We start from the raw sequence: 25482 nt of genomic DNA on the forward strand, positions 1-25482 counted from the left end.
ATTGGGAAATATAGCATGGAGCAGATAGTGAAGACTTCTTTACTACTGATCAATCCATCCTCCTTCCGAAGTTGGTTTGCTAAGTGCTGCTATTGCACCCCTTGAGCTCTTAACAGGCTGTAATGGAGAGATGAACATCCGGCGCTTTTTTGAGGACTTCGAAGGCTTTGATGTCGCGCTCCGCTAGGCGCAACAACCGCCAAGCCTCCTCAAGATGCGGCTTCATAGAGGTCTTTTCCCTGCTTGCGCGCCCAGTACAGCACGGTGCCTGGCACACGGCTGCGCCGCTGGTATTCCGCCTCGGAATAAACGAGGATATCCAACCCTGGGCCCATATCGCCCACCGCTTCGTGCAAACGAATCATTTCGGCGTACCGATCAGACACCTCTGGTTTGATCACCATGATGTCTAGGTCGGAACCCGCGTCGGCATCGCCGCGGCCATAGGAGCCAAACAAGAGTACGCGGCTGGGCTGGGCCGCTGCCACGATACGCCGGACGATCTCTTGCAAGGTTTGATCATCGATCATATTGGCAACTCCATTACCTTCAGGCTCTCAATGCCCCGGTCATCCACGATCTTGACGGCAATGCGCTTGTGCTCGCCCGGTGCGAAGGGCAACGACACCGTACCGCTATAGGCTTTTATGAGGTCCTCGTCAATCTCGGCCTTGAGATTGCGCGCCAGCTTCGCCTAGCCTTCTTTCTCGCCCGCCATCGGGAAGAAGACCTGACGGGGGTAGAGGCAGCGCCCGTCGTAGTCGGTATCGAGCATCCACATGGCAATCTTGTCCTTGCCGCCCGATTCGATGGCCCCGGTCTTGGTGTTGTAGTAGTCGAAACCGTGTACCTCAACCACAAACCAGCCATCTTCGGCTTTGCGCAGCTCCACATCCGGCTGCCCGATGAGCCAGAAGGATTCGTTACTGGCGCGCTTCTTTTTGAGGTCGTCGGTGAGTAGGTCGGCGTTCATTTGGACTTTGAGGAACTGCATGCCGGCCAGCTCTGGCTTCATCTCGTCAATATCTTTTGCTGCTTCGGGGTCAAATTGAAAGGCGGCGAAGATCAGCAGTTTGGGCTGTGGGCTGAGCATCCGCGCCTCTTGCCAGGCATGCTCAACTTGCCGCTGCTCGAGCGGGCCATATTCCGGGCCGAAGGAGACGACCACGCGCATGGGATCGTAGGCTGGCGCCGTCTCGCGCACGGTATTTGCCCCTTCGTCGCTTGGCCGCGTTTCCCCCTCGGCATGGAGCCAGCGGCAACCGGGCAGGGGCTCTAGGCGGGCAAAGCGGATGTATTGCCCGTTCTTGCCGCGAATGCCGGTGCGCAGCAGTTCGTCACGCCATTCGGCCTGGCGCAGGGTCTCGCCGGAGCGGGTAATAGACGTATCGGCAGGTTGCGGCTTCTCCTCCAAAATCTCGTCCACCGACTTGACCGCCGGTGCCGGCACCGCTTCAACCGTAAAGGGGCCGGTGACGCGCACCTTCTTCCTGTCCACAAAGGGCTGGTCGTAGAGCGTCTCCTGCGGCGCATGGCGGGCGATGGCGGCGTCGATCTCCTTTTGGAGGGTGCGGCGGGCTTGATGGAAACGCTCGAAGGGTTCGCGCGCTTTTTCCGGCCAGTCGGCAGGAAACGTAAAGGGCACTTCCCATTCCACCAGCTCGTTGACCTTGACCACCTGGCCAGCGGGCATGGTGAAGGTTGCTTCATCGGGTGCGGCGAAGTCCACGAACTGGCCGGCCCGACCGCCTTGGGTGACCTGGAATTTGACCGGCTGGCCATGAAGCGCAGCGTTCAGCTCAGCAAGGGCCGCTGCCACTGCCGGATGGAGCCGCGCGTAAATGCCGTCGATCTCCGGGTTATTGGCGATGGACTTGAGCGTGACATGGGGCACGGTCTTGTACTTGAAGCCGGAGCCGACGCCCTCCTGCGGGTGCGCCAGTTCGTAGTAGTCGAAAACCGCAGTCATCAGCCGCTGGCGGGCGATTGTGATCGCGACGCGTGAGGTGTCGCAGGTGATCCAGCGCCGGCCCCACTGCTCGGCAACGTAGGCGGTGGTGCCGCTGCCGCAATTGTGCACGACGCACAGCTCCGTGATGAAAGAGTGCGCGTCTTCTACCTCCAGGTCATACAACTCCTCTTCGGTTTCTTGCGTGTGGAGTTCGGCGATGCGCACGGCGACCCGCTGCGGACCAAAGAAGACCCAATCCCCCACAGCCAGGTCCTGCGCTTCCACCCATTCGGCCTTCTCGACGCTGAGCTGAAGTTGGCAGGCGTGTCGAATGGTTTCGTAAACGCCCTCCAGATTGGACAGCACCTCCCTGGCCGGGACGCGCAGCACCTCCAAGCCCAGCTCGCGGAGATAGGCATCGCGGGCCTGATCGTGAGCCAGTGCCTCTTCGCTGCTGTGGGCCAGCACGCCGTCCACCTCGACGACAAGTTGGGCGTCGCGGCTGTAAAAATCTGCTATATACCGACCGATGGGATGCTGGCGTCGGAAGGCGAAACCGGTTTGGTTGTTGCGCAGCGCCGTCCACAGCTTACGCTCCGGCGGGGTCATTTCACGCCGCAGCATTTTGCTTCGCCCGCGCAACCCCCGGGGAATGCCCGACCAGTCGTTATGCCCTCCCAGTGAGCGCGGGCGGCGTTTGGCGAGCACCTTGTGGTCGGCAGAGAGCCAGAGCGTCGCGTCAGTTTTTTCGTGGCGGATGCCGATCATCTTGCCGCGGTACGGCCGGCGGATCACGCGCACGACGCGATGCGGTTGTCCGTCATGCCCCAGAACCCAGTCGCCAGGTTGGATGGATTCGATGGCGATCAGTGTGGCCTCTTCCTGGTTGGCCTCTCCTCGACCAGCCCTTCCCCGGCTAGCCCCACCCCAGCCCTCCCCGCAAGCGGGGAGGGAGCGTCCCCCCGCGTGCGGGGGGACAATAGGGGGGCTGCCCCCATCCCGCACACACCACACCCGCGTCCCCTTCCGCACACACGTCGGGTCAAACACCAAATCGCCCGGGTCGGTGGTCATCAGGAGGCAGCGCTCTACAACCTTCGTACGCGTTTCAACCACGTATCGTTGCTCAGGATTGAATCCGGCCGTGTCGTCTCAGACCTCAGACAAGACCTTGAGCGGATAATCGTCGATATAATATTTCCATCGAAGTTTGCTGCCATCCTTAGTCACGCGACCCGTGCGTTTCAACGCCTCCATGCCATCGGGGTAGATCAGCTTCCAATGGCTGTTCTTGTTCGGTCTGAAGGTCTCTCCCTTAAATTGGAGCGGCGTATCCTCGCCCGGCGGCCCCGAGCTCTCCAGGCTTACGAGCTGGAAGACCTTTGCTCCCGCTGGCAACAGCGACGGATCGACCATCTCGGCCCGGGTAATCTTTCGCACGGTACCGTCGGGTAGCTCCACATTACTATAGAAGGCATCAGGCAGCTTTTCAGAATACAACTGGCGATATTTCAAATATTTTTTATCCCTGGCATACCAGATTCAGATAATCACTCGTCCGGCCTAACTCGTTGGATACCATGCTGCCGGTTTTAGCGAACGTGATAAGTCGCACAAAATTCCCCGCCCCAAACACTTCATCCATCAAGCAGCGTACCAGATGGACGTTCTCGTCGCCGATCTGCACGAAGATGCTGCCGCTTTCGGTGAGGAGTTCTCGCGCCAGCAGTAGCCGGTCGCGCAGGTAGGTGAGGTAGGAGTGGATGCCTAGCTCCCAGGTGTCGCGGAAGGCGCGGATTTGCTCTGGCTCGCTGGTTAAATCCTCGTCTTTGCCGTCCTTGACGTCGCGCTTGTTGACGAAGGGCTGGAAGTTAGAGCCGTATTTGATGCCGTAGGGCGGGTCGAGGTAGATCATCTGCACTTTGCCCGCCATGCCCTCTTTTTCCAGGAGCGAATTCATCACCAGGAGCGAGTCGCCAGCGATGAGGCGGTTGGTCCAGCCGTGTTTGTACTGGTAGAACTCGACGGCCTGGCGCAGCGGCTCTCGGCGTTCCTCTTCAAAAAGGCTGAGTTGCTCCGCGCCGCCGCTGCCGTTCCGCTTCTTCACCGCCTCGATGATCGTACGGGGGTCGATGCGCTCGTGGACATGGAGCGAGATCGTCGGCACCGCGAACGAGGTGTGCTCGGCCTTGCCGGCCCAGACCAGTTGCGGGTCGAGGTGAGGATCGTAGGCATAGCGCTTTTTCGTTTGCCCGGCATCCGGGTCAGTCTGGGGCGTCACCAACCCCACAGGTGGATTATTGACACGCTCTTTGTCGCGGTGCTCGTAGGATTCGATTGGGCGTTTGGTGTCGGTTTTCTTGGCTGCTATCCAGTCCTGCCTGTTGGTTTGTCGTGGGCTTAGTGGGAAGGCTAGCTTGAGAGCATGACTCTAGTCAATAATAAGCTCAACTATACTGAAAATAATGTATAATATGTTCAGTACGGATTACTACCAGTTGATCTTTCTGTTTACTTTCGAGTCTGCCAACATGGTAGCCAAAGCAAAGCAGAAAATTGGTAGTAAGACGACACGGAAACTGCGCTTTGGGTATTCTACTCAAAGCTTTGCGGGATACCGCCATTCTGTTTGGAAACAAACAGAATGCTATCGCTGCATAGTTGAACAGTGATGTTCAGCAGTGTTCAGCGTAAATGTATCAGTAACTTTTGATCCAGCCTTGAGCTGTCGCCTAAGCCCTTCTCCCCCAAGCCACCTAGCCGTCCAGTGGCGCCCGCAGGGTTTGCACGCCCCGGGGCGACCAGGTTACTGCTCCAACGCGCTCGGCAATGTAGAGGGGCCGCTGCTTTTGCCGAAACCAGGTGGTCACTGCCTCGCCAACAGGGCCGGAGCTGATGCCCGCCTGCACCTGAAAGCGCTCCAGCAAGTCCAGGATCAGCGATCCCCCATCCCACCACAGCCAGTCGATCTGGGCCGGCAGCAAGGGGGATCCGGTCAGCTCCGCCTGGACAGGGGGGCCGGCGGATCCCAAGAGCAGCCAGCGGGATCCCTCGGCCTCCAAGGTCAACACCAAGGGGTTGGTGTGGACGGCCTGCAGCTTCAGCCGCTCCGAGAAGGGGATCCGGTCGGCAGGCCGCAAGACTTGATAGGGGATCCCGGCAGCTTGCACGGCGCTAAGAGAGCGCAGGTAGCTGTCCGAGGCGGCATTGACGCCGCCCCCGTCCCAGAACTGCCCGATGGAGAAAGCTGAAAGCAGGATCTCCCAGCCCCCATTGGCCGAGCCGGCAGAGGTCATGGCCACCGCCCCCTCCAGACGGCGCAGGCCCTGCTGCCGCAAAAAGGGCAACACGGTGCGCTCGGCCAGGCGGGGATCGCCGCTGTTGAGCAAGAGGTGGCGTCCTTCGGCTTGGATGGCCAGGACGGGGAGGCGGCCACTGGCCAAAGCGGTGATCTCGACCGGCGGCCCCGGCCACAGCCTTGGCCCCAAGAGGATGGCGGCCATTATCAGAGCAGTGCCCTGCCAGCGCAAAGCCCGCCGCCAGCGGGGCCAAAAGGTCAAAGCCACCAGCGCCCCGTAGAGAAGTAGACACTGGAGCAGCGAGACCCTGCCGGTGTAGTAGGAGCTCAGGGGCCAGCTGGCCATCCAGCCCACCCAGTTGATCAAAGGCGTGATCAAAAACGTCAAGGGCCGGGCCAGCAGGGATCCCAGCCCCGGCCAGAGCAAGGCCACAAAAGCCACCCCAAACCCCGCCACCAGCAGGGGCACCAAGAGAAGCAGCAGCAGCGGGTTGGCCAGCAGCGAGTAGGTGGGGATGCGGCCAAAGATGGCCACCTGCAGCGGCAGCGTCCAGATCTGGGCGGCCAGCGGAACGGCCAGAGCCGTGGCCACCGCCGGCGGCAAAAAGTCCAGCCGGGATCCAATCGGCCCTGCCCCCACCAGCAGGCCCAGGGTGGCGGCAAAGCTGAGCTGAAACCCCAGATCGGTAATCCACAGCGGCTGGTAGATCAACAGCAAAACCGCCGCCACCAGCAGCGTCCCCAGGGGGTTAAGCCTAACTTTTCCTTCCAGTCTTGGCTCCGTCAACACCAGCATGGCCGCTGCCCCCATCACCGCCGCCCGCAGCACCGAAGGGGTAAAGCCCGTCAAGGCCAGGTCAATCCCCAAGACCGCCAGGAGGATCCCCTGCTGCAGGCGTACCGCCAGCCGCCGCGTTAGGACAAACACCACCCCCACCAGCAGCGACACGTGAAACCCAGAGGCCGCTAGCGCATGGGCCAGGCCAACTTCTCGAAAGGCATCCTGCAAATCAAAATCCAACTGGGCAGCCCGGGATCCCAGCACCAAGGAAGCCAAGAGGTTCCCCTGCCGCTCCCCCAGCCCGGCAATGAACGCCTCCCGCACCCGCCGCCGCAGCACCCAACCTCCCCAGCCCCTTCCCCCCGGCTGGGGGATCACCTCGCGGGCGATGAAGCCGGCAAAAGCCCCCTGCCGCTGCAGATAGGCCTGAAAGTCAAAGCTGCCCGGGTTTAAGGCGGGACTGGGAAGGTAGAGGGATCCCGTCAGGCGCACCCGCTGGTTGGGATGGAGATCCTGGCTTGGGAGAGCCTCAGGGCTGGCAGTGACGTAGAGCTTGCCGCTTACCTGGCGGGCCGTTTGGTTGGCCTCCAGCACCTGCTCCGCCTCCAGCCAAAATTGCCGCCGCTCGCTGCGGGTGGGGCGGGGCTCCGAAAGAACGGTGCCCACCAGGCTCATCTGCCGCTGCGGGTCCAGAAGGCTGATATCCGTCGGGCCGGGAACCGGCTGCCGCCAGCCCAGGTAGGCCCAGGCCAGACACCCCACCAGCCCCATCGCCAGCCAGGTGCGGGCCAAGCGCGGTCGTCGCCGGTACAGCAGCGATCCCGCCAATCCCAAAGCCAGCGGGATCCCCCAGCCCCAGCCGCTCGCCGCCGGCCAGGCCCGCAGCAACAGGCCCAGGATCCAGCCCAGCCCCAGCAGATAGGTTCTCTCCATCCCTCTTCAGCGCTTTTGCCCCCACTGTACTCTCGCGCTCAGGCGGGATCCATGGCGTTGTCTTAACCTTGACCGGTTGCCGACCCCGCAAGACAGAGGCAAACTGCATCCGGCCTAGGGCTGGCGCTCGCCACCAGCCGCATGCTCCCGCCAGATGGGCAACGCACCCTCCAGATCCTTCCTCTTGCAAGTTTAAGAATTGGGAAAGATGGCCCACTGGCTCTTGACGGCGATATCCTAGGGTTTAAGCTACCGAGAGGCGAGGCGGATCGGCCCGCCTCTGGTCAAAGGAGTGAGCGTCTAGCTCAAGGGATCCGCCGCTCTTAAGGAAGCTTAAGCGTTTCTAAAAATGCTCAAAAGGGGCGGACAGAACGTTAGGGATCCCAGAGAATCTTGGCAGGGTCGTTAGGGTGATAGTGGGCTTTGCGAGGTGGGGAAACCGCACATGGACAGCGCTTTGCTGCAAGCAGCTCGCCAGATCTATCAATACCATTTGCAGTATCGACCGGAGGTGCTGGAGCAGCCGCCGCGGGGCGTGGTCATCCATCGCCGTACCCTGCGAGGGGATCTGATCTTTTCTGAGTTTCCCATCCTGCTGCCCCAAGAAACTTTCATTCCGCTGCAGCAGTTGGAGCCGCTCCGCTGAGGCCCTTCTGCCCAAGCCGAGCCTAGGCGCCTACGATAGCAGAGCAAGCCTCTTTTTCTCCCTGTGGACGGCTGCGATGGTGGACTTCCTTGCCAGCACCTGGGAGCTGCGCCTGTTGGTCTGGGTGCTGGTGTTGGTGCTGGGGGCCTGTGTGGGCAGCTTTCTCAATGTGGTGGTCTATCGCCTGCCGCAAGGTCTTTCTCTGCTCCATCCCGGCTCCCATTGTCCCCACTGCAAGACGCCCCTGGGCCCGATGGAGAACATCCCCATTCTGGGCTGGTTCCTGCTGCGGGGCCGCTGCCGCCACTGCGGGGCGCAGATTAGCTGGCGCTACCCTGCCGTTGAAGCCTTGACCATGGGGCTGTTCGGCCTCAGCATCGCCATCTTGGGATTTTCTCCCCGCGGGCTCCTCACCTGTGTCTTGTTGGGCTGGCTGCTGGCGCTGGCCCTGGTTGACCTGGATACGTTTTGGCTGCCGGAGTCGCTCACCCGCTCCGGCCTGCTGGCGGGGCTGCTGGCCCGCCTGGCGCTGCCCTGGCTGGAAGGGTCGGGATCCCTGGCCGCCATGGGCTGGTCACTGGTGGCCGGGATCGCGGGCGCCGTGCTGGGCATCTGGCTGTTGGAAGGCATTGGCTTTGTCGCCCGTTGGGTTTTGCGGCGGGAGGCCATGGGCGGAGGAGATGGTAAGCTGCTGGCCCTGATCGGCATGTGGCTGGGCTGGCAAGGGGTGTTGGTGGCCCTCATCTTGGGCTCTGGGCTTGGTTTGCTGGGCAGCCTGCTGGCCATGGCCGGGGGAAGGGCCCGCCTGGGCAAACCCATCCCCTTCGGCCCCTACTTGGCTCTAGGCGGCGCCGTGGCCGCCTTGGCGGGATCCCCCCTGATCGAGGCCTACCTACGCTGGTCGGGGTTGCTGGGGTAGAACTCCCTCACCCCTCTTCCAGTGGCAACGGCAACGATCGGCAGGGATCCCTTTTGGCCTCTACTCCACCCCCTCGATCCGGTCTTCCACTTCTTGGTACAGCTCCTGCAGGCGCTCGATGTTGGCCTGGGAAGTCTGCCAGTAGCCACGCCCGTGCACCTCCAGCAGGGTGCCGACGATGCGCCGGAAGGAGTGGGGGTTGAGGTTCATCAGGCGCTGCCGCATCGCCTCGTCCTTGATGAAGGTCTCGTTGGTTTCCTCGTAGATCCAGTTGTCCACCGCTCCCGCCGTGGCCGACCAGCCGGAGGTATTCACCAGCCGCTTGGCGATCTCCCGCACCCCTTCGTAGCCGTGCTTGAGCATGCCCTCGTACCACTTGGGGTTGAGCAGCTTGGTGCGAGCATCGAGGCGGATCGTCTCGCTCAGGGTGCGGATCTGGGCGCTGGGCGTGGTGGTATCCGCCATGTAGGCTGAGGGGGCCTTGCCGTCCGGGCGCAGGCTCTGCACCAGCTTGGTGGGATCCGCATCGAAGTAGTGGCTGACATCCGTCAGGCTGATCTCCGACGAATCCAGATTCTGGAAGGTCACGTCCACCGTCTTCAGGCTGGCCTCAAACAGCTGCCGCATCTGCTGGTTGGGCAGATTGGATCCGAAGGCAAAGGACTTACGCGAGAGGTACATCTCCCGCAGCTCGCTCTCGTCCTCCCAGGAGCTGTTTTCCACCGCCAGGTTGATGTTGGCCGAGTAGGAGCCAGAAGCGTTGGAAAAGACCCGCGTTGCCGCCTGCTCCAGCGTCAGCCCCAGCTCCTTGGCCTGCTGCAGAGCGTGCTTGCGCACATAGTTCAGCTCCAGCGGCTCATCGGCCAGGGCCGCCAGCTTTACCGCCCGGTCGAGGAGGGCCATTTGGTTGACAAAGAGATCCCGGAACACGCCGGAGCAGTTGACCACCACGTCAATGCGGGGCCGCCCCAGCTCCTCCAAGGGGATCAGCTCCACCTTGTTCACCCGCCCCAGGGCATCCGGCTGGGGACGCACCCCCAGCAAACACAGCACCTGCGCCAGCGACTCGCCGTAGGTCTTGATGTTGTCCGTGCCCCAGAGCACCACCGAGATGGTTTCCGGGTACCTGCCGCCGTTGGCGCTCAGCTCGCGGGCCAGCAGCCGCTCCACCACCATCTCCGCCGACTTAATGGCCGCTGCCGTGGGGATAGACTGGGGATCCAAGGCGTGGATGTTGCGCCCCGTCGGCAACACAGCGGGGTTGCGGATGGGATCCCCGCCCGGCCCCGGCAGGATGTACTCCCCTTCCAAAGCGCGAAGCAGGGATCCCAGCTCATAATCGGCCGTGATTTGCTTGAGGCACTCTTCCAAAAACTCAAACAAAGGCTTGAGCAGCTCCGCCTCCACCTGCGGATAGCCCGCCTCCTTGAGGGCCACCAGCCAGGGCGCCTGCCGCCCCATGTTGAAGAAATTGAGCTTGGCCACCCGCGAGACCCGCCCCTGGGCGTCGGTTTGCTCCTGCACCAGGGCCGCCACCGCCTTGTGGCAGGCCTTGTTGATGCGATCCAGCAGCTCTGTATCCGCCAGGTGCCCCCGATCCCGGTTGCGGTAGATTTCGTCGATATCCCGCCCCAGGCTCTGGGCAATGATGCGGGGTAGGCCGAGGATCCCTTCTTCTGGCCGGTCAATGCTGGCAATGCTTACTAAGGTGGCAATCGCCTCTTCCGCCGTGGGGGGCGCCCCAATCACATGCAGCCCACAGGGCAACAGCCGCGACTCAATCTCCATCAGCTTGGCGTAGAGCTTGCCCACCACCGTGTCCCGTTCCTCTAGGGTGAGCTGGGCGGCGTCCACCGTCGGCAGCTCCACGTCTTTGTCTAGGTTGACTAGCCGCGCCTTGTCCCAGATGGCATTGACAATGGCAATGCCCCGCGCCCCCTCCCGCAGGGTTTGGTAAGAGCCAATCAGCTCCCGCAGCTCCTGCAGCCCCTTGTAGAGGCCAGCGTTTTCTGCCGGCGGTGTCAGGTAGCTGATGGTGCAGGCATAGCCGCGCCGCTTGGCGATGGTGGCCTCGCTGGGGTTGTTGGCAGCGTAGTAGTAAAGGTTGGGCAGGGATCCAATTAGGTTATCCGGGTAGCACTCGCTGGACATGCCAATCTGCTTGCCCGGCATGAACTCGAGAGACCCGTGGGTGCCAAAGTGGATGACCACGTCGGCTTTCCAAACTTTTTCCAGGTAGGTGTAGTAGGCGGCAAAGCCATGGTGGGGACTGGCCGACCTGGAAAAAAGTAGCCGCATGGGATCCCCTTCGTAGCCAAAGGTGGGCTGCACCCCGATGAACACGTTGCCAAAGTGCTTGCCGTAAATCAGTAGATTTTGCCCATCGGTGTTCAGGTGCCCTGGAGCTGGCCCCCAGTATTTCTCAATGGCTTTGACGTAGGGGGTCAGGGCCTCGTACTCCCGCACCGACAGCTTGGCCGCTACATTCAGCTCCGGGCTAGCGTACTGAGCTTGGGGATCGTGGAGGATGGACTCCATCAGCTCCTGGGGGGTTTTGGGCAGCTCTGGCCCCAGGTCATAGCCGTTGTGGGCCAGCGCCTGCATCACCCGGTGGATGGAGGCAAACACATCCAGGTAGGCCGCTGTCCCCACATTGCCCTTGTCCGGCGGAAAGCTGAAAACGGTGATGGCGATCTTCTTCTCCAGCTTGGGCTTGCGCCGCAGATTGGCCCACTTGATGGCCCGCGCCGCAATCAACTCAATCCGATCCTGCAGGGCATGGGCCTTGCCGGTGACGGCGTCCCGCCCTGAGAGGATGATGGGATCGATGGCCCCATCCAGTTCGGGAATGGCAATTTGCAGCGCCACCTGCACCGGGTGCAGCCCCAGGTCGCTATTGGCCCATTCCTCTGTCGATTGAAACACCAAGGGCAGTGCCACCATGTAGGGACGATTGAGCCGTTGCAGCGCCTCCACGGCTTTGGGGTGATCCTGCCGCGCCGGCCCGCCCACCAGGGCAAACCCGGTTAGCGACACCACCACATCCACAATTGGCGCCGTCTTCTGCTCGTTCCAGAAAAACTCGTTCACCGGCTTGGAAAAGTCCAAGCCGCCGGCAAACACCGGCACCACCCGCGCCCCGCGCGACTCCAGCTCCTGCACCATGGCCACGTAGTGGGCATCGTCCCTCGTCACCAGGTGGGTGCGCTGCAACACCAACCCCACGCAGGGAGCCAAGGGATCCTTCACGTCCTGCGGCAGATCCTCGCGGGCGTTGTACCAATCCAAATACTCCGCCAGACTGGCAAACATCTGCGGCGCCAAGGGGTGCCAGATGCCCATCTCCAAGTAGGTGACCGGCTCGGCAAAGGAGAGCTGCCCCCGCATCCCCGGCAGGTAGCGATCCGCCAACATCAGCAAAAAGTTCTCCAGGTTCTCGCGGGATCCGCCCAGCCAGTACTGGAAGCTAAGCATGAAGTTGCGGGCATCCTGGGCCTTGTCAAAGGGCAGGTACTTCAGCACCTTGGGCAGCGTCTGCAACAGCTTCAGCATCCCCTCCTGGAAGTTGGATCCCTGCTGGCGCTTGCGCATGAACTGGGCAATGGCGCTCTTGGACTGGCCCAGTTGCGCCATAGAAAAGGATCCCAGCTTATTCAGGCGCATCACCTCCGGCATGGAGGGGAACACCACCACCGCATCCAACCGCTCCCGCAGGGGTTCTACCGCCTGCACCACCTTCTGGGCGATGTCCTCAATAAAGATCAGGGAGCCAATAAAAACATTGGCCGTCTCCAGATCCCGCCGGAAAGCCTCATACCCCGAGGGATCCCGCAGCTCCTCCACCAAGTAGCCAGACAGCTCCACCGCCAGCTTGGGGTTGCGGGCGTTGATGCGCTGCACCGCTGCTGTCAGAGCACTCTGATACTGCGGCTCCAACACCACGTACACCACCTTCATCAGTCGGCGCCCCCCTAGCTCGTCAGGGGCCACGTGGCGGGTGATGGGCTTAACCAGAGTAAACATGCGGTCGCTCTCCCTTGTGCAATGCAAAAAAGCAAGTGGGCCGGGAATGGGCATTCTTCCCTAGCACCTGTTTCCCGTTCTACCAGAGAACCGGATCCCTGCCGGGGGCATGACGCCAGTCTCGTAACAATTCGCAATAATTGCAAAGGGGGCTCTTCTCTTGAGGAGATCTCAAGGATCCAGACCTGGAAGGGCCCAGAGCGGCTCTCCTACACAAAAGGATAGTTTGGTAGCCCCGCACTTGAGTGCGGGGCGGAAAAGCCCGCTAGCCACTTTAGTGGCTTACCCATGATGGGGGTCGTTGATATAGTTTCATAGCTCAAACAACCTCTTCCTGACTTCTCCTACCAAGACCTCTTTCCTTCTCTTTGGCCAAAAAATAAGATGAACAACCGCCCGCCCACAACATGACCGCGGCGATTGTACCGTTGACTTTCCTCTCGCATTATCGCTTGCCCATGTCAGACTGCGGTTGCCATGCCGCTTGCCAACAATGATGGAGTGCGGCTGTCAGCAGGTTCGAGTCAGGAACAGGGAGCTAGTCCCCCTATTAGAGTACTTATGTCAACAGTCTAATAAGGTGTACAACTGTGCTTTGTACTATGCGAGACAAGTCTATTTCAAAACGAAGCGATGGGCAAGCTATGGTGAGCTTTGCGCTGAGATGGCGAGAACCCAAAACAAGCACTTCATCGCAATGTATGTTTCCGCCGCGCAACAGACCTGTAAGTCTGTAGCTGGAGTGGGTCTATGCCAAGCCTGCCCAGCCCAAATCGCTGGATCCGAGAAAAGCTCTAGCAATTGACCACGGAGTCAACAACTGGCTTACGTGCGTTAGCAACTTAGGACATAGCTTCATCATTGATGGCCGCAAAGTCAAGTCCTTCAACCAGTGGCACAACAAGGAGCTGGCTAGGCTCAAGACTCACAAGCTGCAGGGGTTTTGGTTGCAGCAGCTTGACCGAACTACGGAAACCGGCGGATGCGGGATGCAATCCACAAAGCTGCGGGCAAGGTCATTGACTTCTGTTTGCACCACTCAATTGGGAGAATCCTCTTCGGTTGGAACAAAGAACAAAAACAAGAATGCGGTTTTAACCAAAACTTTGTTTTCATCCCAACAGGTCGGTTAAAGGAGCGTATTGCGCAATTATGTCAGCATTATGGATGGAGTTTATTGAGGTAGAGGAGGCGTACAGCTCGCAGGCAAGCTTCCTAGATGGAACCTAATTATGGTGAAAAACCCGACGGGTGGAGACCTTCTGGAAAGCGTGTCAAGCGGGGCCTGTACCAAACGGCAGAGGGGTGGTTGGTCAACGCTGATGCGAATGCTGCCGCCAACCTGTGCTTAAGAAAGTCAGCAGAACCTTGGGGCTTTGCCTTCAGGAACTGTCTAGAGGCGCTTTGACAACGCCGTTACGGGTTCTTTTGTGGACTGCGTAAGAATCCCCTGGGTGGGAGTGTCAAGACAAAAGGGATCCCTGCCAAGCCGCCTTATTCCAAGCAAGTTCTGGGCGAGATCAAGGCACCTACAAAAAAGGATGAGACCCATACCGCTACGCCATCCATCTCCAAAGCGGTTTCGAGCCCAGCCAGCTAGCTGAGCTTTTGAATGGGCGCGATGCGGGGATCCAAGATTTTCTGCTGGCCGATGGCGGGAAACCTCACCGCCAGGGTGATCCGTTCGCCGCTGCCGAACACGTGGGTAATTTGCCCCTGTCCGAATTGGGGATGTTGCAGGCGATCCCCAACGGCCCACTGGGAGGAACGGCCTTGGCGGCGAGCAGCCTTTGCTTTGGGCGTGGCCGCAGCCGTGTTGTCGGCGGAGAACGAAAGCCCCCTGCCTTTTTCCCATTGGATCAGCTCTTGGGGCAGCTCACTCAAAAATAGGGAAGGGATGGCGGGCTCGCGGTTGCCGTAGAGCCGCCGCTCGCTGGCGTGGCAGACAAACAATTGCTCGCGGGCGCGGGTGATGCCCACGTAGCAGAGGCGCCGTTCTTCTTCCAGCGCGGCAGGATCCTCCAAAGCGCGAAAATTGGGAAACAGGCCTTGTTCCAACCCCACCAAAAACACCACCGGGAACTCCAGCCCTTTGGAAGCATGCAACGTCATTAGCGAAACTTTCTCAGCTCCCTCCTGAAGGGTGTCCAAATCGGAAGCTAAAGACACATTGCTCAAGAAAGCCTCGAGGCTGGGATCCTCCTGTTCTTCTTCAAATTGGCGGGCGGCATTGTAGAGTTCCATCACGTTGGCGATCCTTTCCTCGGCCTCTTCTGTGCCCTGGGCCTTGAGATCTTCCAGATAGCCGCAATCCCGCAGCAGCCCCTCCAGAAGGGCGGCAGCCGAAACCTGGGCCATCTGTCTGTGCCAATGCTGGATAAGCTGGGCAAACTGGAGAACCGGCTTGGCCGAACGCCCCAGCAGGTTGGTAACAGAGGCCTCGTCGCTGAGGATAGTCCACAGGGGCACATTTAAGGCAGCCGCCGCTTCGCTTAGCTTGTCCAGAGTGGACTTGCCGATGCCCCGCCGCGGCACATTGATAATGCGCAACAGGCTAAAAGAATCGGCAGGGTTGAGCACAACCCGCAAATAGGCCAGCACATCCTTAATCTCTTTGCGATCGTAAAATCGCAGCCCCCCCACCACCGTGTAACGGATCCCCCACCGCAGCAAAACCTCTTCAAAAGGGCGAGATTGGGCATTGGTGCGGTAGAGAATGGCAAAATCTCCCCAGGAAGAGTTGGGATTTTGGCTGTGTAATCGCCGGATGGTATTGACCACAAACTCGGCCTCGGCCATTTCGTCCTCCGCCTGGTAGCAAACGATGGGATGGCCGGGGGGGCGAGTTGGCCGGAGAATTTTATCGATGCGCTCGGTGTTTTTCTCAATCAGGACGTTAGCCGCCTGCAAAATCGTGGCGGTGGAGCGATAGTTTTCTTCCAATTTGATCAGGGTGCGGGTATCGTCGTCCGGCAGGCCATCGCCAAAGGTCTCTTGAAACTCCAGCAAAATGGTGAAATCGGCCCCCCGAAAGCGATAGATGCTTTGATCTGCATCGCCCACCACAAAGAGGGAGCGATTGGTCCAGTCCCACTCGGAGCGGCGGGTCTCGCCGTTGGTGGCCAGGAGCCGGATCAGCTCGTACTGGGTGCGGTTGGTATCTTGGTATTCGTCCACCAAGATGTGCCGAAAGCGCTGGTGCCAGTAGGCCAAAACCTGCTCATTTTGGCGGAAAAGTTGCACCGGGATCCAAATTAAGTTGTCGAAATCGAGGGCATTATTGGCCGCCAGTTGATCTTCGTAGAGCTCGTAAACCTGAGCCAGGATGCGACCTCGGAAATTGGGCTGGTGGCGCTCCAGATCGGCAGGGGTCCAACCTTGATTTTTGGCATTGCTAATGGCATAGCGCACCGATCTTGGATCGAACTTGCGCTCATCTAAGTTGAGTTGCTTAGTTACAATCTCTTTAACCAGGGATTGGGCGTCCGATTCATCGAAAATCGAGAAGTTGCGAGTCCACTTTCGTCCCTTGGGATCCTGATATTTTTCGATCTCCAGGCGCAGGATCTGGGCAAACAAGCTGTGAAACGTGCCGATCCAAAGGGGTTTGATCCAACGGTGGTAGACCGCCGATTTCAGCCGCGTCGCCTGGGCCGGCTCCAATTGCGCCAAGGGGATCCCGAATTGCTCCTGGGCCTCTTGCTCGGCAAAGAGCTGCTCAATGCGCTCTTTCATCTCACGGGCGGCCTTGTTGGTGAAGGTCACGGCCAAAATTTCTCCTGGATCCACCCGATAGTGGCGAATCAGGTAGGCAATGCGGTGGGTGAGGGCGCGCGTCTTGCCGGAACCTGCCCCCGCCACCACCAGCAGCGGGCCACAAAAGTGTTGCACCGCTTGGCGCTGAGAAGGGTTGAGGGCATCCAGCAAAGAGGCGTGAGTCATGGCCAGCAAACCAGAAACTGCCTTCCATTATGGGCACCAACCCAATGGGGATGAGAAGCCCAGAGGGCATTTTGGAGCACCAAGGATGAAGATCGGTTAAGATTTGGCCGGCCCGCTCCAGAGCTCCCCGCCATGAACCGAGTGCTGTCCTGCTGCTGTGCCCCGGCTAACCGCTGCTGGCTTTGCGTTCAAAAGAGACTTGTGGCTTTGGGGTTTGCCACCCTTGCCCTGCTTTCTCAAGGTGCGTTCGATCCCGCCCAAGCTGGCAACTGCCCCAGCAACGGCAACCCCCAAGCCTCGCTTGACCTCAAGCTGGAAAGCGTTGCTGGGGATCAGCTCGACTTAAGTCGGTACGACGGCCTTCAAGCGCTGATCTTGACCAACAGCCAAACCCGCTCCCAATCGGAGGCCCTCTCCAAAAGTTTGGCCCTCGAGTTTGGGCAAAACCCTCGCCTGCGCCAGATCGTGCTGGTTGATGGCAGAGGGCTGCTGCTGGTGCGCAACCTGGTTTTGCAGGTTATTCGCGAGAGCGTGCCCACAGATCCGCGCTTGGTTTCTCCCTTTGTCCATGTCTCTGTCGATTTCGAGGGATCCACCATCCAGAAGCTGCAGGAGGTGGCCGCCGAAGCCTTGCCGGGGATCGATTTTCGCCGCCAGGCCGCCTTGCTGCTTTTGGACGAGCAAGGCACCCTCTTGAGCGGGTTCGCCAACCTGGACCAGTCCAACCTCAGCATTCGTCAGTGCATTCGCACCCTCATGGGATAGTCCCACTTCCCTTTCACACCGGCAACGCCTCTTTTCTGCTGCTCTGGCCCAAGCCATTAAACTGGTCATACCGGTCATGTTGAAGCTTGAAGTCAACCGGTCGAACGACGGCTCTCTGTTCGCGGGATCCCATGCGCCGCCAGCTCAAAATCTTGAACCAAATCCTCGATTACAAGCTTGCCAACTTGCGGCTGTTTGGCCGAGCCGAGCTGAAGGGGCCTGTTCTCAACGTGCTGCTGGAACGGCTGCCGGGCGATGTGGTGGATACCCTGCAGGTGATGGAGGTGGTGCGCAGTGCGGTGGAAGCCTCTCTGCTGCAAGGGTTGCGCAAGGTCAACGTTTACCTTTGGTGCCGCGGACAAACTGAAGAAGCGCCGGAGTGGAGCGAAAGCTTTGCTGTAGAGCCATTGGTCTTGGCCCACCCCAAGGAGCTCCGAAGCCTTGCTTTCAACTATCGACAAGACTATCCCGGCATGCGGGTGCTGTTTTTCTGCCTGGGCCTTTGTCTGGGCGGCTTTTACCTGTTGGGGGGCTGGGAGCAGACAGGTTGGATCGATTGGATCCCCGTAGGACTGGCCTTCGCCTTGGGGGTGATCTTCCCCTGGCTCAAACGCTCCCTCAGCCAGTTTGTACACCCTCTATTTCTCCGCCTTGGCCTGGGCTTGGGCTTGGTCTTATTGGGCCTGGCAGTGGCGCTGATCTGGCGGCAGGGCTGGAGCGTTGCCTATGGGATCCTCGGCCTCCTGGCCATCCTCCTGTTGGGTCTGGGAGCCTAGTTCTCAACCGGCAGTGGTGCCGCTGAAGACGTGTAGGGCAGGGCCGGTCATCCACACGTGCTGTGTGCTCGGATCCCAGCGAATTTCCAGATTTCCTCCCGGCAGTTCTACTGTAGCTTGCGATTCTGCGCGCTCCTCCAAAACAGCAGCCACCAAAACAGCACAGGCACCCGTCCCACAGGCCAGCGTTGCCCCTGCTCCCCGCTCCCAAACCCGTAGGCGCAGACGAGTCGGGCTGAGCACCTGGGCAAATTCGGTGTTGGTGCGCTCAGGAAAAGCCGGGTGATGCTCAAACAGGGGGCCCACCCTTTCCAAGTCCAGCTCTTCCAGGGATCCCCCTTCTTCCAAAAAGACCACACAGTGGGGGTTGCCCATGCTCACCGCCGTCACCGCCCACTCCCGCCCGCCTACCTGCAGGGGCTGCCGCACCACCTTTTCCTCTGGTTTGCCCAGCGTGGTGGGGATCTGCCCGGCCAAGAGGCGAGGGATCCCCATGTCCACTGTTACCAAGCCATCGGGCCGCACCTGCGGCACGATCCGCCCCGCCAAGGTGTGGATCTGGTAGGCGCCGTCCTGGCCAGGGATCCCCAGATCCTGCAAAAAGCGGGCCAAACAGCGGATGCCGTTGCCGCACATCTCCGCCTCCGAGCCGTCGCTGTTGAACAGGCGCATGCTGAAATCTGCCCCCTCCTGCCCCGGCAGCAGAAAGATAACCCCATCGGCCCCCACGCCAAAGCGGCGGTTGCAGAGGGCAACGGCTTCCTCAGGCGTCAGACAGGGCTGCGGCTGGTGGCGGTTGTCCACCAAGATAAAGTCGTTCCCCAGCCCCTGGTATTTGTGGAAGGAGAGACGGGAGGGCAACCGAACAGGCATGCAGCGGAACCGCACAACAACCGGCTTCAATCCTCGTGCATCTCGTAGGGATCCTGCAAGTTTTTGGAAGGGGGGCCAAAGGCGGTGTAGATGGCAAAGGCGGTGATGCAGATGGTTATTGCCGCAATGGCCACAACCAGCGAAAGGGTGGATTCCATGGTTAGCTCTTCAGTTCTGAGAGAATCTCCCTACATATTACACAAGTTTACAATTCATTGCCGGCGGCAAAGGGGAGTGACCAGATTCTGTTAGCGTGATTTTAAAAGGAGGTTGTCTGGCTGGGATCTGCCGCCGTGCTGACCTCCAAGTTGGCAAACCTGTCCTCTCTTTGACCTATCGCGAGAACCTATGGCGATTCGTACCAAACTGGGCGATCTGCTGCGTCCTCTCAACTCGGAATACGGCAAGGTGGCCCCTGGCTGGGGCACCACGCCTTTGATGGCGGTCTTTATGGTGCTGTTCGGCATCTTCTTGCTGATCATCCTGCAGATCTACAACAAGTCGCTGCTCCTGGAAGACATCAACGTCTCCTGGGAGAGCCTCAGCTTCTAGGGCTCCTGGCTGCCGCGGGCTGTCTAGGTGGTGTACTCGGCGTTGATGCGCACGTAGTTGTAGCTGAGGTCACAGCCCCAGGCAACGCCCTGGCCAGATCCCTGGTGGAGGTCTACCGTAAAGGTTACGGGATCCCCTCTCTTTAGGTACTCAGAGGCCGCCTGGCGATCAAAAGCCAGAGGCATTCCCCCCTGCAGCAGCAGAAAATCCCCCAGGCGAACCTCCAAGCGACGGCTGTCAAAGGGGATCCCAGCCCGTCCGGCGGCGGCGGCCACCCGGCCCCAGTTGGGATCGTTGCCAAAAACTGCCGCCTTCACCAGGGGAGAGCTGGCAATGACACGGGCTATCTGCCGAGCTGACCTGTCGTCGGGGGCGCCCTGCACCCGGATCTGCAACAACTTGGTGGCTCCCTCGCCGTCGCGGGCGATGGCCTTAGCCAGGTGAATGCAAACCTGGACAACCATCTCGGCGAGGGCTTGGGCAGCTCTCGTGCCAGCTTGCAGGGTGGGAATCCCACTTTGGCCGTTGGCCAGAGCCAGCACCATGTCGTTGGTGCTGGTATCCCCGTCCACGGTGATTTGGTTAAAGCTGAGGTCAACCGCCTCTTTGAGGATCTGCTGCCAGAGGGGAGGATCCACGGCTGCATCGCAGGTTAGGAAAGCTAACATCGTCGCCAAGTTGGGGTGGATCATACCGGATCCCTTGGCGATGCCTCCCAGCCTGACGGTGTAGCCGTCGATCTCGGCCTCCAGGGCTGTACTCTTGGTCACCAGGTCGGTGGTGAGGATGGCGCGGGCGGCGCTCTCTCCTCCTGTCGGCGAGAGGCTGTCGATCAGGCGGGGCAGGGCCGCCTCGATTTTGGCCATTTCCAATTGCCGCCCGATCACCCCTGTCGAGGCAGTGAGCACCTGTTGGGCCGGGATCCCCAGCCGTTCTCCTACCCAGAGGGCCAGTTGGGCGTTGTTGCGCTCCCCCTCTTCTCCTGTACAGGCGTTGGCTTGGCCGGCATTGCAGAGAATGGCCCGCACCGGCTGCCCTTGGGCGAGGATCCCTTGGTTGTAGGTAACACAGGCGGCCTTGACCTGGTTGCTGGTGAAAACGCCAGCCCCCACCGCCTCGCAGTCGGAAACAATTAGGGCGAGATCGGCAGCGCCGGAGGGCTTGAGGCCAGCAGCCACGCCAGCAGCGCGGAACCCTCGCGGGGCGGTAACGGCGCCTGCAACCCGTTTAAATTGGGATCCCATAGATTCTGGGGCCAGGGGGTGATCGGCACTATCATACCGGCTTGGCGCTCAGATCGGGGTTGAGGGCCAGGGTTGGCAACTGGCAAGTTTTGCCCGAGAAACTCTCTGGAAACCAGGTCGGGGGGTGTAGCTGTGCCTACCGCAGCAGAGGCGACAGATAGTGTTGTTTTAATGGTAATGTGCGCCCTTCTCTTTCTGGATTGGGAAGGGATCCCTTTGCCCTCTGCTCTAGGAACCGCGAGCCATGCCCGCCCCTGTCATTACCCTTAACCATGTCAGCAAGGTCTATGCCAATGGCACGGTGGCTTTGCAAGACATGAACATGGCCATCCAGGAGGGGCAGTTCGTCAGCTTGGTGGGGCCCTCTGGCTGTGGGAAAAGCACGGTGCTGCGGCTGATCGCAGGGTTAGGTGACCTAACCACCGGCTCTATCGAGTGGGGGCAAAACACCTCCCAAGGGAAGCCCAAATTGGCCTTTGTGTTTCAGGAGCCGGCCCTCATGCCCTGGGCAACGGTGATGGACAATGTGCGCCTGCCCCTGAAGTTGGCCGGTGAGCCTCGGCCAAAAGCCGATCGAGAGGTTTTGGAAGCCCTCCACCTGGTGGGCTTGCGGGGGTTTGAGCGCCATTTTCCCCGCGAGCTGTCCGGCGGTATGCGCATGCGGGCTTCCATTGCCCGCGCCTTGGTAACCAAGCCGCAGGTGTTGCTGATGGACGAGCCTTTTGGTGCTTTGGATGAGATCACCCGCAGCAAGCTGAACGGCGAACTGCTGGAGTTGTGGCAGGAGAAGCGCTGGACGGTGATTTTTGTTACCCACAACATTTACGAGGCCGTCTATCTGTCCAACCGCGTGGTGGTGATGGCAGCCCGCCCAGGGCGGGTGGTGGCGGATATCCCCATTGAGGCGCCCTACCCCCGCTCGGAAGAGTTTCGCACCTCGCCCCTTTACAACGACTATTGCCGGGAGGTCGCGACCCGTTTGCGGGAGGCCATGCACGACACGGAGCGGGATCCCTGCCTGCGCCCCCTCTCCGCCGGACGGCTGGGCTGACGGGATCCCCCTTTGGCAGCATTCCCGGTGTTAGAGCCCCTTGATTCCCCCTACCCTATGCTGAGTCCTTTCAGTTTCCTTCTCGATTGGCTGTCTCGCTGGCTGGGATCCCTGCTTGGCGCGCCAGAGCGCCCCTTTGGGCTCTGGCTGGATGGGGAGCTGCCTCGGCTGAGCAGCGCGGTGGAAGAACAACTCAGGCCCCAACCCACCGATGCGGCTAAGGTACCTGGCTCTGCGCCGCCGACCTCTGGGCAAGGGTTGGATCTGCGCAAGTGGTTCAACCTGGACGTGATTGCCCCTGGGATCGTCGGGATCCTTTTTCTGGTGGGCTGGGAAGTGGCCGTGCGGCTGACGGGGGTGCCTCCCTATCTATTGCCGGGGCCGATTTTGGTGGCGCAAACCCTGGTGCGGGAGTGGGGATCCCTTTTCCCTTCCCTTTTGATCACCCTACAAATTACGGTGGTGGCGTTCCTTCTGGCCACAGTCTCGGGGCTTTTGCTGGCGATTTTGTTTGCCCAGAGCAAATGGATTGAGCGCAGCCTCTTTCCCTATGCGGTGATTTTGCAAACAACACCCATCGTTTCCATCGCGCCGTTGATCATCATCTGGCTGCGCAACAACACCTTTGCTGCGATGGTGGTTTGCGCTTGGATTGTCGCCTTTTTCCCCATTATCTCCAACACCACCCTGGGATTAAACAGTGTCGATCACAACCTGCTCAACCTGTTTCAACTGTACAAGGCCAATCGCTGGCAAACCTTGATCTACTTGCGTCTGCCCAGTGCCCTGCCCTACTTCCTGGGAGGTCTGCGCATTAGCGGCGGCCTTTCTTTGATCGGGGCCGTGGTGGCGGAGTTTGTCGCCGGCACCGGTGGGCAACGGGCCGGGATCGCCTACCAAATCTTGATCTCCAGCTTTAATTTGCAGGTGCCTCGCATGTTTGCCGCCTTGGTGCTGGTTACCGGCCTAGGGATCCTGATCTTTGTGGCCTTGAGCGCTTTGTCGGACAAGATACTGGGCAGGTGGCACGAGAGCGCTGTGCGCCGCGAGAACTAATTTTTGCCATAGAGCCGGCAGAAGCGGTTTCGCAAAAGGCAAGAACTGGGAATTCCCGGCAACAAAAAGGCTCAGGTTGCAGCCCTGAGCCCATCTTGACCTGTTATTGGCAGATGCCAGGAACCAGACTCGAACTGGTGACACGAGGATTTTCAGTCCTCTGCTCTACCAACTGAGCTATCCCGGCTCTGGGACTATCATTTTAGAATGCCAAGAGGGCTTTTGGCAACAGGTGGCAACCCTCGCTTTAGCCAATTAGCTTTTCCAGGGCATCCATCTGGGGGATGCAGAGGATGTCCCGCTGCCGATCCCGGCGGATCAGCTCCTCCTGCTCCAGCTTAGACAAGACACGGGTAACCGTTTCCCGGGCCAGGCCACTCAAGCTGCTCAGCTCCCGGTGGGGCAAATTGGGAATTTCTACCCCCTTGCAACCGACCCGCCCGCGGGACTCCGCCAAGAAGAGCAGGATATCGGCGACGCGAGCGACGCTGCTGGCCTCCCGCAATTGCAGGCGACGGTTGATCTGCCGTAAACGTCGCGACAAGAGCTGGGCAAGGCGGATGGCAACCTGCGCATCGGCAGCCAAAAGGGCCAGAAAGTTCTGGGCCGACAGAGAGCAGACCTTGGTGGCTGTCAGGGCAATCACATCGCTGGAACGGGGCGCCTCGTCCAAGGCGGCCATTTCCCCGAAGATCTCCCCTGGGCCAAGAATGGTGAGGGTAACCTCCCGGCCCTCCAGATCGTGAGTGCGAATCTTGACCCAACCCTCCAGGATGAAATAGACGGCGTTGCCCCAGTCGTTCTGTAGCAGGATGGCCTGGTTAACAGGGTGGGAGCGCAGCAACATCTGGCGGGCCAGCGGCTCGAGCACCTCAGGGGAAAAGCCTTCAAACAGAAACATCAGGCGTAAATCTTCAGCCGTTACCTCGCTCACTGGGGTCTCCTCCTGCACCGCCTCGATTCTTGCCCAACTCTCTTCCCAGAGAAAAACTCTTCACCTGACCGCCGCCTGAGATCAGCAGGGGCTGCGGTCAGCCTCTAACCCGGAAACGGCAGCATGCGCTTTGCCGGTAACCTTGGTCAGTTGGAGTCGAGACCTAGATCTGCTGCAGTTGCGCTTGCCAATCTTGGCTGGTATCCAAAACCTGCAGCAAGCGCCGCTCCCCCTCGGAAAAATCCTGCCACTGCGCCTGCTGCTGGGCAAGGAGATCGGCGGTGGCATCGGCAATGTCGGCGAGGTTCAGCGGCTCACCCAGGCTCGAAGCAGGGAGCGTTCGCCGTTGCAGCCGCTCGCGGAGGACAGGTTCAGGGGCGTGGCAGTAGAGGATGCACAACGGGATCCGGCACCGTTGGGCTTGTTCAATTGCCATGCCCCGCAGCGCTTGCCGGTCAAACTTGGCGTCCAGAATCACGCTGTAACCTTCCCGGGCCAACTCCACTCCCAATTGCACCAGGCGGCGATAAGTCCTGTCGGTCATCTCGGGCGTATACACCTCTGGCCCCCCTCGCTGCCGCAGAGGGATCCCAGCCAAATGCTTGCGCACGGCGTCGGAGCGGATGTGGATGGCCCCTCGCTGTCGGGCCAGGTGGCGGGCCACCGTGCTTTTGCCCGCTCCCGACAGGCCGGCCATCAGAAACAACTGCCCCTGTTTGGGCAGCGTGTATTCCCAGGCCAGTCGGTAGTAGCGGGCGGCAGTGTGGAAGGCATTGGCTTTGGCAGCTTCCGAGGCGGCAGGATCGTCTAGCAAAAAAGAGGTGACCTTGGCCCGCACGTAGGCCTGGCGATTGAGGTAAATGGGCAAGATCTTGAGTCCTTCCCAATCGCCTGTCTCTTCCAGATAGCTGTTCAAATAGGCGTTGCCCAGATCGGGGCGATGGCGGGCATCCAGATCCATCACTGCATAGGATACGTCGTACATCGTATCCACAAAGCGGAAGGCCTCGTTGAACTCAATGCAATCAAACAGCAAGATCTGGCCTTCCCACCAACAGAGGTTGCCAAGATGCAGATCCCCGTGGCCTTCCCGGATGCGGTCTTGCTCAATTCTCTGGTAAAACAGCTCCTGTCGCTCCGCAAAAAAGCGATCCGTGTAGGCTTGGGTCTCCCGATATTGATCTGCCGTCTGAGGGCCGCCAATGTAGCGCTGGGTTTGGGCGTAATTCTCGTCGAAAGCCTGCCGCACCTGCTCTGGCCGGCCAAAGCTGCGGATGTAGTCGTTGGTCTCCGCCTGGGCGTGAAAGGCCGCCACCACCCGTCCTAGCTCCTCCATTAAGAGTGGCGTCAGCTCCCCCCGCTCGAGGAGGTTGCTAAAGAGTTGCTCTTGAGGAAACTGCCGCATTTTGAGGGTGTACTCCACGGGCTCGCCACTGCCGTCAAGCTGAAACCGGCCCTCGGCTTGCACAATGGGCAACACCTGTAGATAAAGCCCTGGCGCTCCGCGCTGGTTCAGGCGCAGCTCTTCTTGACAAAAGTAGCGTCGCCGCTCCAGGGTGGTGAAATTCAAAAAGCCAAAATCCAGAGGCTTCTTCACCTTATAGGCGTAGTTCCCTGTCAAGAAAATGTAGGAAATGTGGGTTTGGACGAGCTGAATCGGCTCCCGCACCGGATGGGGGTAAAACCCCGGATCCAACATCGCTTGGATTAGCGGCGGCAGGTGGGCATCGGCCATAAA

Annotated in this window: 18 protein-coding genes, 1 tRNA gene and 5 pseudogenes; 9 read left to right on the top strand and 15 right to left on the bottom strand. The window is 60.1% G+C overall.

Annotated elements, in window-relative coordinates:
• Positions 1-105: pseudogene (locus ACVW0R_RS10920) on the top strand (IS630 family transposase); the annotation flags it as partial.
• Between the two features lie 104 nt (positions 106-209).
• On the opposite strand, the gene ACVW0R_RS10925 reads toward ACVW0R_RS10920, so the two are convergent.
• From ACVW0R_RS10925 to ACVW0R_RS10950, 6 genes and pseudogenes are all read right to left on the bottom strand, one after another.
• Complete coding sequence (locus ACVW0R_RS10925; RefSeq protein ID WP_011430170.1) at positions 210-530, bottom strand: nucleotidyltransferase domain-containing protein; 321 nt, start codon at positions 528-530, stop codon at positions 210-212.
• Positions 527-2074, bottom strand: a pseudogene (locus ACVW0R_RS10930) (site-specific DNA-methyltransferase); the annotation flags it as partial. The pseudogene ACVW0R_RS10930 and the gene ACVW0R_RS10925, both read right to left, overlap by 4 nt.
• Before the next feature lie 24 nt (positions 2075-2098).
• Positions 2099-3025, bottom strand: a pseudogene (locus ACVW0R_RS10935) (DUF559 domain-containing protein); the annotation flags it as partial.
• 78 nt (positions 3026-3103) lie between these two features.
• The gene (locus ACVW0R_RS10940; RefSeq protein WP_457502053.1) at positions 3104-3466 is read right to left on the bottom strand and encodes a hypothetical protein; all 363 of its coding nucleotides are present in this window, start codon (positions 3464-3466) and stop codon (positions 3104-3106) included.
• A 7-nt stretch (positions 3467-3473) separates the two neighbouring features.
• Positions 3474-4241 carry a DNA methyltransferase gene (locus ACVW0R_RS10945; RefSeq protein WP_457502054.1) on the bottom strand — a complete coding sequence of 256 codons (768 nt, stop codon included), beginning with the start codon at positions 4239-4241 and terminating at the stop codon, positions 3474-3476.
• Between the two features lie 466 nt (positions 4242-4707).
• The gene (locus ACVW0R_RS10950) at positions 4708-6963 is read right to left on the bottom strand and encodes a ComEC/Rec2 family competence protein (protein WP_457502055.1); all 2256 of its coding nucleotides are present in this window, start codon (positions 6961-6963) and stop codon (positions 4708-4710) included.
• 445 nt (positions 6964-7408) lie between these two features.
• Between ACVW0R_RS10950 and ACVW0R_RS10955 the strand changes: the two genes are divergently transcribed.
• Entirely contained in the window at positions 7409-7609 is a 201-nt protein-coding gene (locus ACVW0R_RS10955) for a hypothetical protein (RefSeq protein ID WP_041438278.1), read from the top strand.
• A gap of 76 nt (positions 7610-7685) precedes the next feature.
• Positions 7686-8528: a prepilin peptidase gene (locus ACVW0R_RS10960; protein WP_011430174.1), complete on the top strand. Its 843-nt coding sequence runs from the start codon at positions 7686-7688 to the stop codon at positions 8526-8528.
• 60 nt (positions 8529-8588) lie between these two features.
• Here ACVW0R_RS10960 and ACVW0R_RS10965 read toward each other — a convergent pair whose 3' ends face one another.
• A complete protein-coding gene (locus tag ACVW0R_RS10965; protein ID WP_457502056.1) occupies positions 8589-12551 on the bottom strand; it encodes a magnesium chelatase subunit H in 3963 nt (1320 codons plus the stop codon).
• Positions 12552-12866: 315 nt separating this feature from the next.
• Positions 12867-12997 (bottom strand): annotated as a pseudogene (locus ACVW0R_RS10970) (IS200/IS605 family transposase); the annotation flags it as partial.
• A gap of 50 nt (positions 12998-13047) precedes the next feature.
• On the opposite strand from ACVW0R_RS10970, the pseudogene ACVW0R_RS10975 reads away from it, so the two are divergent.
• Positions 13048-13994, top strand: a pseudogene (locus ACVW0R_RS10975) (transposase).
• A gap of 153 nt (positions 13995-14147) precedes the next feature.
• Here ACVW0R_RS10975 and pcrA read toward each other — a convergent pair.
• Positions 14148-16493: a DNA helicase PcrA gene (gene pcrA / locus ACVW0R_RS10980; protein ID WP_457502057.1), complete on the bottom strand. Its 2346-nt coding sequence runs from the start codon at positions 16491-16493 to the stop codon at positions 14148-14150.
• A gap of 201 nt (positions 16494-16694) precedes the next feature.
• On the opposite strand from pcrA, the gene ACVW0R_RS10985 reads away from it, so the two are divergent.
• Complete coding sequence (locus ACVW0R_RS10985) at positions 16695-17258, top strand: hypothetical protein (RefSeq protein ID WP_240530986.1); 564 nt, start codon at positions 16695-16697, stop codon at positions 17256-17258.
• Positions 17259-17344: 86 nt separating this feature from the next.
• Positions 17345-18034 (top strand): hypothetical protein, encoded by a 690-nt coding sequence (locus ACVW0R_RS10990; protein ID WP_240527676.1) that lies wholly within the window; start codon positions 17345-17347, stop codon positions 18032-18034.
• Positions 18035-18037: 3 nt separating this feature from the next.
• Here ACVW0R_RS10990 and dapF read toward each other — a convergent pair whose 3' ends face one another.
• Together dapF and psbN are read right to left on the bottom strand one after the other, a co-directional pair.
• Positions 18038-18907, bottom strand: coding sequence for a diaminopimelate epimerase (gene dapF / locus ACVW0R_RS10995; protein ID WP_457502058.1), 870 nt, complete (start codon positions 18905-18907; stop codon positions 18038-18040).
• A 26-nt stretch (positions 18908-18933) separates the two neighbouring features.
• Positions 18934-19065 (bottom strand): photosystem II reaction center protein PsbN, encoded by a 132-nt coding sequence (gene psbN, locus ACVW0R_RS11000; RefSeq protein ID WP_011430180.1) that lies wholly within the window; start codon positions 19063-19065, stop codon positions 18934-18936.
• Between the two features lie 190 nt (positions 19066-19255).
• On the opposite strand from psbN, the gene psbH reads away from it, so the two are divergent.
• Positions 19256-19459, top strand: a complete 204-nt coding sequence (gene psbH / locus ACVW0R_RS11005; RefSeq protein WP_011430181.1) for a photosystem II reaction center phosphoprotein PsbH — start codon at positions 19256-19258, stop codon at positions 19457-19459.
• Between the two features lie 23 nt (positions 19460-19482).
• Here psbH and argJ read toward each other — a convergent pair whose 3' ends face one another.
• Entirely contained in the window at positions 19483-20703 is a 1221-nt protein-coding gene (argJ, locus tag ACVW0R_RS11010; protein ID WP_099884013.1) for a bifunctional glutamate N-acetyltransferase/amino-acid acetyltransferase ArgJ, read from the bottom strand.
• A 244-nt stretch (positions 20704-20947) separates the two neighbouring features.
• Here argJ and ACVW0R_RS11015 point away from each other — a divergent pair, with 244 nt between their 5' ends.
• Together ACVW0R_RS11015 and ACVW0R_RS11020 are read left to right on the top strand one after the other, a co-directional pair.
• A complete protein-coding gene (locus ACVW0R_RS11015) occupies positions 20948-21754 on the top strand; it encodes an ABC transporter ATP-binding protein (protein WP_011430183.1) in 807 nt (268 codons plus the stop codon).
• Positions 21755-22012: 258 nt separating this feature from the next.
• The gene (locus ACVW0R_RS11020; RefSeq protein WP_011430184.1) at positions 22013-22810 is read left to right on the top strand and encodes an ABC transporter permease; all 798 of its coding nucleotides are present in this window, start codon (positions 22013-22015) and stop codon (positions 22808-22810) included.
• Positions 22811-22924: 114 nt separating this feature from the next.
• Here ACVW0R_RS11020 and ACVW0R_RS11025 read toward each other — a convergent pair.
• The 3 genes from ACVW0R_RS11025 to ACVW0R_RS11035 form a co-directional block, all read right to left on the bottom strand.
• Positions 22925-22997: transfer RNA gene (locus ACVW0R_RS11025), tRNA-Phe, on the bottom strand.
• 60 nt (positions 22998-23057) lie between these two features.
• Positions 23058-23711, bottom strand: coding sequence for a Crp/Fnr family transcriptional regulator (locus ACVW0R_RS11030; protein ID WP_011430185.1), 654 nt, complete (start codon positions 23709-23711; stop codon positions 23058-23060).
• A 196-nt stretch (positions 23712-23907) separates the two neighbouring features.
• Positions 23908-25479: a bifunctional aminoglycoside phosphotransferase/ATP-binding protein gene (locus ACVW0R_RS11035; protein ID WP_011430186.1), complete on the bottom strand. Its 1572-nt coding sequence runs from the start codon at positions 25477-25479 to the stop codon at positions 23908-23910.
• Positions 25480-25482: the final 3 nt, after the last annotated feature.

It is taken from the genome of Thermostichus sp. MS-CIW-15, from assembly GCF_054060575.1.